This is a genomic window from Streptomyces sp. RPT161 (assembly GCF_027533845.1).
GTDB lineage: Bacteria > Actinomycetota > Actinomycetes > Streptomycetales > Streptomycetaceae > Streptantibioticus_A > Streptantibioticus_A silvisoli_A.
The window spans coordinates 1-11,460 of sequence record NZ_JAPZVN010000004.1; the positions used below are offsets into that span (position 1 = coordinate 1).

General features: G+C 65.4%; 12 protein-coding genes and 1 pseudogene. 4 read left to right on the top strand and 9 right to left on the bottom strand.

Going from position 1 to position 11,460, the window contains the following annotated elements; genetic code table 11:
• From O5O46_RS11000 to O5O46_RS11040, 9 genes and pseudogenes are all read right to left on the bottom strand, one after another.
• Positions 1 to 864, bottom strand: a pseudogene (locus O5O46_RS11000) (IS256 family transposase); the annotation flags it as partial.
• 287 nt (positions 865 to 1,151) lie between these two features.
• The gene (locus O5O46_RS11005) at positions 1,152 to 2,798 is read right to left on the bottom strand and encodes a Shedu anti-phage system protein SduA domain-containing protein (RefSeq protein WP_269855168.1); all 1,647 of its coding nucleotides are present in this window, start codon (positions 2,796 to 2,798) and stop codon (positions 1,152 to 1,154) included.
• Between the two features lie 147 nt (positions 2,799 to 2,945).
• Entirely contained in the window at positions 2,946 to 3,173 is a 228-nt protein-coding gene (locus O5O46_RS11010) for a hypothetical protein (RefSeq protein WP_333482356.1), read from the bottom strand.
• Between the two features lie 132 nt (positions 3,174 to 3,305).
• On the bottom strand, positions 3,306 to 3,836 hold the full coding sequence (locus tag O5O46_RS11015; protein WP_269855169.1) for a restriction endonuclease: 531 nt from the start codon (positions 3,834 to 3,836) through the stop codon (positions 3,306 to 3,308).
• A complete protein-coding gene (locus O5O46_RS11020; RefSeq protein WP_269855170.1) occupies positions 3,833 to 4,717 on the bottom strand; it encodes a hypothetical protein in 885 nt (294 codons plus the stop codon). The genes O5O46_RS11015 and O5O46_RS11020 overlap by 4 nt, the downstream gene beginning before the upstream one ends.
• A gap of 999 nt (positions 4,718 to 5,716) precedes the next feature.
• The gene (locus tag O5O46_RS11025; RefSeq protein ID WP_269855171.1) at positions 5,717 to 6,406 is read right to left on the bottom strand and encodes a pentapeptide repeat-containing protein; all 690 of its coding nucleotides are present in this window, start codon (positions 6,404 to 6,406) and stop codon (positions 5,717 to 5,719) included.
• 76 nt (positions 6,407 to 6,482) lie between these two features.
• Positions 6,483 to 6,674: a multiple cyclophane-containing RiPP AmcA gene (gene amcA, locus O5O46_RS11030; RefSeq protein WP_269855172.1), complete on the bottom strand. Its 192-nt coding sequence runs from the start codon at positions 6,672 to 6,674 to the stop codon at positions 6,483 to 6,485.
• Positions 6,671 to 7,828, bottom strand: a complete 1,158-nt coding sequence (amcB, locus tag O5O46_RS11035) for a cyclophane-forming radical SAM peptide maturase AmcB (protein ID WP_269855173.1) — start codon at positions 7,826 to 7,828, stop codon at positions 6,671 to 6,673. Before amcB ends, amcA begins: the two co-directional genes overlap by 4 nt.
• 197 nt (positions 7,829 to 8,025) lie before the next feature.
• Complete coding sequence (locus O5O46_RS11040) at positions 8,026 to 8,250, bottom strand: hypothetical protein (protein ID WP_269855174.1); 225 nt, start codon at positions 8,248 to 8,250, stop codon at positions 8,026 to 8,028.
• 256 nt (positions 8,251 to 8,506) lie between these two features.
• Here O5O46_RS11040 and O5O46_RS11045 point away from each other — a divergent pair, with 256 nt between their 5' ends.
• The 4 genes from O5O46_RS11045 to O5O46_RS11060 all read left to right on the top strand — a co-directional run bounded on the left by O5O46_RS11045 (position 8,507) and on the right by O5O46_RS11060 (position 11,415).
• Complete coding sequence (locus O5O46_RS11045; RefSeq protein ID WP_269855175.1) at positions 8,507 to 9,772, top strand: XRE family transcriptional regulator; 1,266 nt, start codon at positions 8,507 to 8,509, stop codon at positions 9,770 to 9,772.
• Positions 9,769 to 10,281: an NUDIX domain-containing protein gene (locus O5O46_RS11050; protein ID WP_269855176.1), complete on the top strand. Its 513-nt coding sequence runs from the start codon at positions 9,769 to 9,771 to the stop codon at positions 10,279 to 10,281. The genes O5O46_RS11045 and O5O46_RS11050 overlap by 4 nt, the downstream gene beginning before the upstream one ends.
• 192 nt (positions 10,282 to 10,473) lie before the next feature.
• The gene (locus O5O46_RS11055; protein WP_269855177.1) at positions 10,474 to 10,887 is read left to right on the top strand and encodes a peptide deformylase; all 414 of its coding nucleotides are present in this window, start codon (positions 10,474 to 10,476) and stop codon (positions 10,885 to 10,887) included.
• A gap of 33 nt (positions 10,888 to 10,920) precedes the next feature.
• A complete protein-coding gene (locus O5O46_RS11060; RefSeq protein WP_269855557.1) occupies positions 10,921 to 11,415 on the top strand; it encodes a GH25 family lysozyme in 495 nt (164 codons plus the stop codon).
• Positions 11,416 to 11,460: the final 45 nt, after the last annotated feature.

Consider the following 11,460-nt stretch of genomic DNA (forward strand, 5'->3'; position numbering starts at 1 on the left):
TCGGTGTCGGGCTGTTCGAAGACGGTCCGCAGCAGCGTGGCCACCCAGGGCTGGGCCGTCTTGGGGACCTGGCTCAGCAGGTTCCTCGCGTAGTGGGTGCGGCATCGCTGCCACGATGCTCCGGGCAGCACCGCACCGATGGAGTCGACCAGGCCAGCGTGGGCGTCGGAAATGACCAGTTGGACGCCACCCAGGCCGCGGGCGATCAGTGAGCGCAGGAAGGCGAGCCATCCGGCGCCGTCCTCGGCGGTGGCGACGTCCAGGCCGAGGATCTCGCGGTGGCCGTCCGCGTTGACGCCGACCGCGATCAGTGCGTGGACGTTGATGATGCGGCCGCTTTTCACGGACCTTTTGGGTCAGCGCGTCGACCCAGACGAACGCATACGGCCCGGCGTCCAGCGGCCGGTTGCGGAAGGCTGCGACCTGCTCGTCCATGTGCCGGGCCATCGCGGAGACCTGGGACTTCGACAATTGAGTGACGCCGAGGGACTCGGCGAGCTTTTCGACCCGGCGGGTGGAGACACCGAGCAGGTAGGCGGTGGCGACCACCGAGATGAGGGCCTGCTCGGCCCGGCGGCGTCGTTCCAGGAGCCAGTGCGGGAAGTAACTGCCCTGCCGCAGCTTAGGGATGGCCAGCTCGACGGTGCCGGCGCGGGTGTCCCACTCGCGCGGACGGTAACCGTTGCGGTGGTTGACTCTCTCGTCGCTGACCTGCCCGTACTCGGCACCGCACAGAGCGTCGGCTTCTGCCGACATCAACGCTTCGGCGAACGTCTTGACCATCGCACGCAGCAGATCAGGACTCGCCACGGCCAGGTTGTCTTCCGCGAGGGCGTGCAGGGGCACACTGTCAGGTGCGGTCATCGTGCTGATCTCCTTCAAAGACTTGGTCGTCTTGAAAGATCAGCCGGTGGCCGTTCGTCTATGCGGGCCTCACCCCGACGCCGGAGCAAACCCCCGGATCAGGTCGAACCCGTACACCACTTCTCAGGACGCAACCTGACCTGCGGGAACGCGGCTTCCCGATTCAGCAGATGTTTGACGGTAGGGTTCGATCGACTCGACCGAGATGGCGCGAAACATCGTCGGCGCAGCGCCTCCATGCCGGGCGTGGCAACGATCGAGTCCCCGCCATCGCACCCACCCGCTCGCTAACTGCCTGCAGTTGTCAGGTCCAGTGCTCGCTGCGCATTGTTGATCAGCCAATCATAAGTGGTCACGCTCACCCGGGTCAGGTGGGAGTTGTAGGTGCGGACAGCCTCGTCGATCTCTGCTGGAGTGGCACCATTGGCGACGAACGCGCTGTGTCCGATTACCACTGTCATCGAGGCGCGGCGGGAGTCGATACCCAGGTCAACTAGTAACTGGGGCCGCTTCTCGTCCAACTCACGTAGGTAATTCATGGCCTGACCCACTGCCTTGTTGACCTCGTTGCCAACGACCAAGTGGTTTCGTTGTCCGATCACCAAGCGGTCGATGTTGGCCTTCTTGAGCTCGACGCCGTGCAGAGTGCCATCGGGCCGGAGCAGCGTCAGGTCGAGCTGGTCCCGGAGGGTGAGGTTGCGGCGGGCGGTGCCTGGAAGGAAATGGCCGCCGAAGATCCAGGTCATGCGCTGGATGAGCTTTTGCAAGTCGCCTTCACTGCTCTTGGGGTCCTCGACCGCCGCTCGGAGCGCCGCCAAGTCCGCTTGGCGGCGGGCACGTTGGACCAGCGCGGCGAGTAGCTGTGCCTCGCCTAGTCCGTTCAGCGAGGCGGCGATTGCGGGATTGCTCTCCAGCATGGTCAGCAACCCACGGATTGTCGTGGCGACTGGCTGGTCACTGGCAGGGTGCAGGCTGAGGCTGATCCGGGGAGCGCCTTGGAAGGCGTCGGTGTGGTCCATGTCGGCTCGCGTGCCGTTTAGAAGGCAGAGCCGGAAGATTGGCGTCTGCACATCCCAACAGAGCTCGTGGTCCAAGACGTGACATTCCCGCTTGCCGGTCACCACCCAGCGCTCAATCGGCTGCTCGGGATCGATCGCGAACTCACCGACGTAGAGGCATTCGACACCTCTCATCATGAAGACCCGTACCGGTATGCCGCGCCGCAGGTGGGCGAGCACTGCCAGATTCTCCAGGGACACCGAGTCCCCATATTGCCCCTGCCCGGGAGCCAGCAGTACGGACCCACTCCAGCGAGGTGCGAGCTCTCGCGTGCGGCTGGTATCAAGAAAGAGAAGCGCGTTCGGCGTCTTCGCGCTGGAGCCAACAACAAGCCTCGGATTGCCGCCGTAGACCTCATGCAACTCAGAGCGCTTCACTACAGAACCAGGCGGGATGTTCCACATCGCGGGCCAGTTGGTTGGCGGATCCGCCTGGTCGGCAAGTTGGACCAACATCTGCCACTGATCGCCCGTCAGCCCGAGCATCACGAGTTTGCGATTACCGCCGGCCGATCGCGCCCGCTTCACTATTTGTCCGAGGCCCACCGCACGAAGCCGGTCGGCCGAGATCGGGTTGGCCAGCATGAGATTCTGGAGGTCCACGAGGAATCTCATCCGGGCAGGAGCTGAACCATCTTCATCCTCCTGTGTTCGGGCGAAGCCAAGCAGGCGGCTCGTGGGTGTGCCGGTCTTGCTGGCAATCTTTCCCATAGCCACAACACCACTGCCGCGTCCGCTGCGCCACAACAGGACGGTGTCACCCACCTCGGCCTCGGGACCGGCGATCGCGGACACGGACGATTTCCAGCCCTCCAGACTTCGCGCTACCTCGGACGAAGCCGCTTTGTCCTCGGCGATCAGCACCCAGTACTTCACAAGCCTTCCCCTCCTCATCCCGTGCGCCGCCATGATGCCCGAGGGCTCTGACAGAACTGTCAACAGCAGCAAGGGATACGAGAGCCTATGGGTGTGATGTGAGAGAAGGCTGACCGGACGGCAGCTATGTGAGTACTCTCCGGCCGTTCAGCTCAGCTGATCCAGGACCTCAGTGACGATGCGTTCGAAGACGGTGAGGTCGGAGTCGAAGGGGGCGGGGATGGGCCAGTGCGGGACGATCTCGGTGATGCCCAGTTCCCGGCTGCGCCCGGCGTAGTCGGCGAAGGCGCCCAGGAGTTCAGCGGCTGCTCCTGGGTAGACCCCGAGAGCAATACCTTCGCCAGCTCGGCCGGGGCGTGGCCGATGTCGGCGCATGCCTTGGCCCGCTTTTCTTGCCCGGGTCAACGGGTACGTCGAGGTTCTGGGCCGGATCGCCCTCGACAAGGAGCACGTCGGCGCAGGCTCCCCCACGAGCTGTGCGGACGTGCCAGGACACGGAGCACCTGGTCACAGGTGACCGGCCCCCACGGTGTTCAGTAGGCGATCACGGAGAAGGACTTCGAAGTCCTCTGTCGTCTTCACTTGCCGCAGATGGTCGAGTGTCACGACGACGATGCGGCGGCCCTTCGACTGTTGCACCTCGATGATGTGGTGGGCCGATGCCAAGTCCTCTTTGTCGCCGGTGATCCCATTTGCAGCAACGAGGACGCCCAGCTCGACGTATCGCATCTCCAGCTTGCCGGCGAACGCGAGCACGCTCTGGCTGTTGACTGGCTTGTCCCAGTTCTTGCACTCGACGAGGAAAAATGTTGGATACGTCTTAAGCCATCGGGCCTCCCGGATGTTCGCGACGACAAGGTCGACTTCACAGCTCTTGAAGCGGTCGACTACCTTGCGGTTCGCAGTCACCCCGGGCAGCGCTTCCAACAGGTAGCAGAAGAGGTCTTCAAGCGCGTCGCCGCGGGCCTGGGCTGTCAGGCTCTTGTCGAGGCCCTTGGCGATGCATCCCTGGATCTCTGTGGCCGAGTAGTCGGTCACGAGGCCACCGATCCGCGCTGGGCGACAGCGAAAGCGATGACCTCCGGGAGGCTGCGGGTACCGAGTTGTTCGATCAAGTCCTCTAGCCGCAGTCGGACGACCGCCGCCCCGGTTGTATACCGAGCCGGGAAGCCACGGCCTTTGAGGTCGTAGTAAATCAGAACGCCCAGCTGGGCGCGGCTGGCGTCGACACGTCCCTGCAGCCGGACCTCGGCCGCGACCAACTGGTCCTCAGTCAGTTTGCCAGCTTTCACCTCTATCAGCATGACGGCGGAGGAGTCTTCCGATGGGATGAACGCCAGATCGGTCTGCGGTGGGGGCTTGAGGAGAGCAGCACCGGCCTCCTGGAAGAGTTTCGCCACCAGTGACTCAACACCCAGATAGAACCCTCCTGTCGACTCGCGGGGGATGCCCTCAAGGCGGCGCAGGAATGATGTTGGGTCGATCCGACGTTCCAGTGCCACTTTCTCTGGGGCGCTCGGTTCCTCGGTGGCACGGACCGTGGACGCAAAAGCCCACACGTGGTCTGCGAGCGCTTCTCGCTGGTCCAGTGGGCAATGCGCTACGACCGTGCCTGCGACCGGCGAGGCTACGTGCAGTGGAGGGGGAGCGATGATCAGCGTTGGTAGGCCGCGCCCGGCGGACTGACCGGCGCGCATCATCACGTCCAGGTTGGTGAACCCCTTGGGGCTCGGGTCTGTGCGCTCGATGTTCTCTGGGTCCAGGACGCAGATGATCAGGTCTGGCCGGGGTTCGTCGAACATGAACCTGTCGCCAGCGGCGTTTCCAAGTACCCAGGCATCGCTGACGCCCGTGCCCTTGAGCGTGTCCAGCAGGATCCTCAGGTCCATCCCGCTCGCAGCTACCACGGTGGCATGCATGGCTGCACGCTACTCCGTACGGCCGACACTGCGGGCCCCACAGCTGAGACGCGGCGACTGAGCTGTGGCTCATAGGCGCTGCCCGTGATTGCGACCGTTGCTGGGCCGGCCGTCAGTCTCGCATAGAGGAGTGACAGTAGATCTAGACGCTTATCGGCCCTCGGGGGGCTTCCCTTCAGCTCCTTTGTGGCTACTTTGCGGCCAGCGACAGTTTTAGAGAGGCGACCCGAGGCGGATCAGCCGTCGTTGGTCCGAGGCCAGTGCCCGAGCCAGAAGGCGGCCTTTGACGGTAGGGGCTGGCCTTCGGTTGATCCGTCGTGGGGTATCAGCTCTGTGGGGGCGATGTATCCCTCACCAGGGGCCAGGTGTATGCGTAGGCATCGGAGCGGGCGGCCTTCGGCGACGTAGCGTCGTACGTCGTCAGTGTGCGGGTAATGGTGTTCGTGATCTTGGTGGATCGCCTGACTGATGCCTCGCGTGTCGCGGTCTCCGAGCAGCAGGTAGCGGCTGCCGGGGCCGAGGTTAAGGCAGAGTCGGCGGCGGGATTGGTGTCTGGTCCCGCAGGGCAGGCGGTCCCAGTTGTCGATGTGGAGGCCGATGCGCCGTTGGCTCGCTGGATTGACCGTGGTGGTCAGTGTCTCTGGTGGGCTTGCGACGTAGCCCAGGTACTGGACGTCACTGCGGCCTGGGAAGTGACCAGGGCGCAGTGCGGAGACGGGGACGTCAGCAACTTCGTCTCGGGCGGGTAGCTCGTCGGTTGGGAGCTGGACCAGCTCGACCAAGCTGCTGTCCGGTGTCGATGCTGTCGGTTTTAGTCGCTCCGCCAAGCCGGGGTCGAGTGGACGCCAGTCTCCGACGGGGACGACTGCTCCCTCTTCGTATTGGGATTCTCGGGTGGCTACGCGTGTGCTGCCGACCTCGCAGCGTTCGTGGAGGTCGAGGTACTCCCGGAAGGCGATGTGCAGGTTCACGACGGTTCCTCCCCCTCTCTGGCCTGTCTTACCTGCGGCCGTCCAGGTCTTCGCCGTAGGTGACATCCAGCTCGGCGGTGAGCGCCTCGGCAAGTTGCGCCTGCTGGGCACGGTCGATGATGACCCTTCGTAGCTCGGCGACACCACGGACCGCGGAGAGGTCGTTGCCGCGCAGGTCGCAGTCCTGGTATGTGCCACGTGCGAACTCCGTGAGCCGCAGGGTGCAGTCGTCGAAGACAACGCGGCTCAAGTCGCAGTTGGTGAAGGTGGCTTCGGACAGTACGCACTTGGAGAAGACGAGGGGGCCGGTGGCCCGGATGTCGTTGAAGGTGGCGTAGTCGAGCTTGCTGTTGTCGAGCAGGACGTTCTCTGCGGCGATGCTGCTCAGGGCGGCGCCCATGAGCTTGCAGTTGCGGAAGACCACTCGTGACAGCTTGCTGTCGGTCCACTGCATCGGGCCGAAGTCGCTGCTGTCGAATTCGACTGAGTCAACCCGCACGTCGTGAAAGCGGGTCCGCTGGGCGCGCAAGCCCGTCACCCGGCCGGAGAGGAGCCGGGCGTTCGACAGGTCCAGTTCGCGTAGGTCTGCGTTCGCGTAGTGGAAGTCTTGGACGGTGCCCCTGCCGCCTTCGAGTGAGGTGACGTTGGACAGGTAGACGCCTGGCTCGCCGAGGCTCGGAAGGATGACGTCGATCTGACCGAAGGTGCGGGTTTCCATGGGTCTCCGTTTCATCGTGTGGAGGGGGTTGGGAGGGGCGCGCCCGATGGCGGACGCGCCCCGAGGGCACTAGGGCTTACCTCTTCTTGTTCCAGTTGTCCCAGGTGGGCTGGTTGTTCCACGGATTGGCGGGGGCCTTGTTCCAGTTGTCCCAGGTCGGCTGGTTGCCCCAGTCCGAACGGACCGGTTGGGCCTGTGGCGCGTGGGTTGCTATGAGGTCGGCGATGACGGGTGCGTCGGTGGATGCGAGTTGTTCCAGCAGCGTCATGCGGCGTGTTCCTTCCTCGCGGTATCGGACAGGGCCATGACCAGGGCTTGTTGGGAGACGCGGCAGTAGTTCGTCTCGGTCGTGGCCAGGCTGCCGTTTTCGAAGTAGCGATTCCCCGCCTGCGCTCCTCGGCAGAAGTCGAAGAACGCACAGGTGGCCTCGCACTCGTCCAGGCCGGTCAGGAACTCCCGCACGTACCGGAGCCGGTGCGCCCGGTCCAGCATGGCGGGGATGGACTCCTCCAGCACGTTTCCGGCCCGGAAGTCCTCGTACGTCGGGGCGGTGGTGTCGGCCAGCTCGGGTGAGAGCAGCACGACCTCTCCGCTCACGGAGATGGTGGGGATGGGATCGATCCGGCGTTCTTGCCAACGGGCGCGCTGACCACTGCGGACCAGGTGCAGATAGTCGCCCAGCCGGTCCAGCTCCCGGATCGTCGCGCCATCGGGATGACGGCGGCTCCAGTCGATGGTGCGCCGCCAGAATTCGATGGCCTGCTCGCGGGTGGGCGGCTGTCGCTTGGTGTTGACGCCCTCGGCTTCCTCGATGTTCAGGCCGATGGATTCGCAGCCCAGGTCGGAGAGGAAGTCGAGGAGCACCTCGGGCTGGTCGATGCTGTCCTGGTTGACGACCGCGATGACCGAGAAGGGGATGCTCCGGCTGCGTAGCCGGTCGATGCCATTCATGGTCCGACGGAAGGCAGGTTGGCCTCGGCGGTTGATGCGCTGCGAGTTCAGTGCGGCCGGTCCGTCGATGCTTACTGCGATCCGGAAGTCATGCTCGAAAAGCAGTTCGCACCATTCGTCGGTGACGAGCGTGGCATTGGTCTGCATGTAGTGGCGCAGCAGCCCTGCCTCCAGCAGCGGCTCGAAGGGGGCAAGCAGGCTGGTGAAGCGGCGGACTCCGAGCGCCATCGGCTCGCCTGCGTGCCAGACGAGGCCCAGGGGCTGGCTGCCGTCCTCCCTGACCACCTGTGCGGCCGAGCGCGCCACCGCACGGGCGACCTCGATCGGCATATGGCTGCGCTGGTCCCGGTCGCGGAGATAGCAGTAGGTGCAGTCGAGATTGCAGAACTTGGTGGGCTGGACGACGAACGTCGAGGGCCGGGTTGCGATGCGCTCTGCGTATCGCGCAGGCCAATCGTGATCGTGCAACATCTCAGCGACTTCCTTGTCGTCTCTGGGGCTTCCGGGCCGCGATACCTTTCGCGCGTGCCCCGCCTCCGGAGCAGGCTCAGGACTCATCGCGGGGTAGTCCGTGGAAGGCGGCGGGGCACTCGGAGCGGCCCGCGCCTGGAAGGGGCGACCACTCGCTTGTGGCGCCGGGCGATGGGTGTTGCGGGGCTGCCGGAGCACTACTCCACGGGTACGTCGGCGTCTGCTGCGGTGACGGGCACATTCGGTGTCGCGGCGTGCGCCGGCTGCTCCAGCGCGCTGACTCCGAGCAGGCCAACAGCGACGATGTTGCCGAGCACCCACACCACGCCGAGAAATGTCCCGACACGGTCTGCCTTCAGAAGCAGCGGCTGGATCGTCGTCGTGTTGCCTGTGCGTTGGGCCGGGTGTCGCGCTTGATTCATCGGAATCTCCTTCGGCTCAAGAGCGGCACCGCCCTGGGTGGGAGAGGACGGTGCCGCCGACCTTGGCTCGGCCGCTCGGAGCTCGCGTGCAGGTGGGGGAACCCCTGCTTCCGTGGCCTGCGGGCTCCGAGCGGCTGACAGCAAGTCAACGAGCGGCAGCGGCCCGAAGGGGACCCCAGAAGGTGACCTCAAGATGGAGTCACCCTGTGATCAGCGGGCGTAGCATCGAGTCACGCCGCCCCGGGGGGAGCCGTTGATGGACCGCCAGTCGCAGGACCCGCGCCAGGTCACTGCAGGGCTGCTCAACGACGAGCGTTTCCTCGCCGCTTGTCAGCAGCGGGACATGGGAGCCCTCTTCCGGCTGCTGAATCACCGGGGAGTCAGCACACGCCGTATCGCCGCTGCCGTAGAGATCAGCCAAGGGCGCCTGTACGACTACATGAACCGCCGAACACGAGTGGAAAAGCTCGTGCTGTTCGAGCAGATCGCCGACGCCTTCCACATCCCCGGTCACCTGCTAGGACTCGCCCGCCGTGCATGGGAGCCACAGATCACCGAACGACATGACAAGCCGGGTACGTGCCCGCGCGTCGATGGTGATGATCTGGCGGCCATGGATGCGTTTCGCAGCGCCGACCGGCAAACCGGGGGAAGCCGGTTGTACGGCGCGGTGGTTCGCCATCTCGGGGAGAAGGTGGCGCCCCGTCTGGTCGACACGGCCAGTGGACTTCAGATCTTCGCGACCGCGGCGGTCCTGACGGAGATGGCGGGCTGGATGGCACACGACTCAGGCCGCGATGGCCTGGGAGCGCAGCACTTCGCTCGCGCCTTACCGTTGGCGCGCACCTCGGGTGACTTACCCCTGGCCGCCAACATCGCGGCCAGCAGAAGCCACCTCGCCCTCCACACCGGTGATCCCGCGTCTGCCGCGCATTGGGCACACATGGGCCTGTCCCTCGCGGGCAAGGGTCCTCGCATCGCCACGCTCACGGCGCGGCTCCATGCGATGCAAGCCCGGGCCTTGGCGGCGGGCGGTCAGCACACAGCCGCACGTCGGGCGCTGGACGCGGCGCACAGCGCTCTCGAAGCCCCCTCGGACGCCGATCACCCGTGGCTCAGCCCGTTCGACGCCGCCTCTCTGGCCAGCGAGTCGGCCCTCGTCATGCGGGACCTCCAGCAGTACGAGGCCGCCCTGCATCATGCCGAGGGCGCCATCGCACTGCGCGAGGACGCCCGGGCGCGCTCATTGGCCTTCAGCCGGATCACCCTTGTACGCATCCACGCACAGCGTGGCGATCTCGAAGCCGCCGTTCACGTGGGCCGCGAACTCCTCAATACGAGCCCAACCCTCGGTTCGGTTCGAGTCATTCACCAACTTGACGACCTACGCAGGCTGTTGGAGTCGTACCGTGCGCATGCGCCAGTGCGGGACTACCTGGCGCACTTCGACGCCGCCATAAGGTCCAGAATGCTGCTGCTTGCCGACATCATCACGTCGTCCCGGGGAGGCACGCCGACATGAGGCCCACACCCGCTGATCCGGTCGCTTGGAACGCGTATCTCGCCGAAGGCAACGCGACACAGGCACGCAAGCGCGTCTCCGCCGATGTCCTGCTGCGCGACCCGTCCGGCCGCGTGCTACTGGTCAAGCCGACGTACAAGCCCGGCTGGGACCTACCGGGCGGGATGGCCGAAGCCAACGAACCCCCGCACGAAGCTGCAACACGCGAGCTGAAGGAGGAACTGGGCCTCGCAGTGGCCCTCCACGACGTACTGATCGTCGACTGGGTCGCCCCTCACGGACCCTGGGACGACCAGATTGCCTTCATCTTCGACGGCGGCACCCTCAACGAGGCCCAGGCTGCTGACATTCGGCCGCACGACGAAGAGTTGTCCGAGGTGGCGTTCCTCTCCGCGGACCGGGCCGGTGAACTTCTAAGGTCACGGCTACACGACCGGTTCCAAACCGCGATACAGGCGCTGACCGACGGACGCCCAAGGTACCTCCACGACACACGGCCCATCTGGTAGGCGAGTCCGCGGTAGCCAGTCCTCCAATAGATGGTGCAATCAACGGAATCGGCACAGGCCAAGGGGAGTTCAGGTGATCGACCTGCGACCCAGCCAACGCATGCGTGACCTCGGCGTCGTCCGCGCCGACGTACTCGGCACCCCCGCCCGCGCTTTCGACCTGCCACCGAGCGGGAAGAGGCCGAACACATCGTGGACGAGCTGTTCGCCGCCATCGAACGGATCGGGCAGGTCCACCCCTTCGCCAAAGGCATGGGCATCGCGGCCCCGCGGATCGGCATCGCACGGTCTGCCGCCGTCGTCCAACCGCCCGGCGACGCGCCCGCCACCGTCCTGCTCAACCCGCGCATCACCGAACGCTCCGACGAGATGGACGAGCAGTATGAGGGCTGCCTGTCGTTCTTGGTGCTCGGTCCGCTGGAGATCAGGGTCGAGACCACGATGCTGACCGGCGAGACCGCGACCACCGTGCACGAACGCGGCCTCGCCCGCCTCGTCCACCACGAGATCGACCACCTCGACGGACTGCTGGGGCCGTATCCCATTCACGGGGTGGATACCTCCCACCGCGATCACGACGACCACGGCGGTCGGCCCTTCGACTAGTCCGCTCTCTCCGCCCATAAGCAGTTCATCTCGATCAAGGCGACTCAGGGCGAGCACCACGAAGACTCGTGGCTGGGGAGGGACCTAGCCGCTGCCTCCTCTACCGGAATGATCCACACCGTCTTCCATTGGCTCGACGCGAGCGAGTCCGGCACCAGCCAGGCCGAGTTCTTCCTCAAGACCGTCCACCGCTATGGATTCACCGGCACCCATTCTGGAGAGCTGGCACCGGAACTGAATGTGGAGGAATGCGTACGGGACGGGCAACATCTGACCGTGCAGCAAGTGAGCGACTTCATGGAACGGGCCCGTGCCGACACCGGAGAAGCGCCGACCCTGTACATCCGGCGGCCTTTCGTCGAAGAGTGCCTGGGCGGCACCAGGGCCCTGGCCAAGTATCCGGTACGCTCGCCCGCTACCGCTCCGGCTCCGCCGAACCAGACCCGCTCCCTGGCGGCAGTGGCTGGGACTTCTGGCAGTACAGGGAGGACGGCGCCGTCGACGGTATCGGCAGGGGGTATGCCTTGACGTCTTCCACGACGACCTCGCCGCGCTCAAGCGTCCTGCGCACCT

Bases quoted from the DNA above. Each gene is read 5' to 3' on its own strand.
- amcA (WP_269855172.1), bottom strand. From the start codon at position 6,674: ATGACGCTGCTGGAACAACTCGCATCCACCGACGCACCCGTCATCGCC.
- O5O46_RS11025 (WP_269855171.1), bottom strand. From the start codon at position 6,406: ATGGAAACCCGCACCTTCGGTCAGATCGACGTCATCCTTCCGAGCCTC.
- O5O46_RS11050 (WP_269855176.1), top strand. From the start codon at position 9,769: ATGAGGCCCACACCCGCTGATCCGGTCGCTTGGAACGCGTATCTCGCC.
- amcB (WP_269855173.1), bottom strand. From the start codon at position 7,828: ATGTTGCACGATCACGATTGGCCTGCGCGATACGCAGAGCGCATCGCA.
- O5O46_RS11010 (WP_333482356.1), bottom strand. From the start codon at position 3,173: ATGCGCCGACATCGGCCACGCCCCGGCCGAGCTGGCGAAGGTATTGCT.
- O5O46_RS11020 (WP_269855170.1), bottom strand. From the start codon at position 4,717: ATGCATGCCACCGTGGTAGCTGCGAGCGGGATGGACCTGAGGATCCTG.
- O5O46_RS11045 (WP_269855175.1), top strand. From the start codon at position 8,507: ATGGACCGCCAGTCGCAGGACCCGCGCCAGGTCACTGCAGGGCTGCTC.
- O5O46_RS11040 (WP_269855174.1), bottom strand. From the start codon at position 8,250: ATGAATCAAGCGCGACACCCGGCCCAACGCACAGGCAACACGACGACG.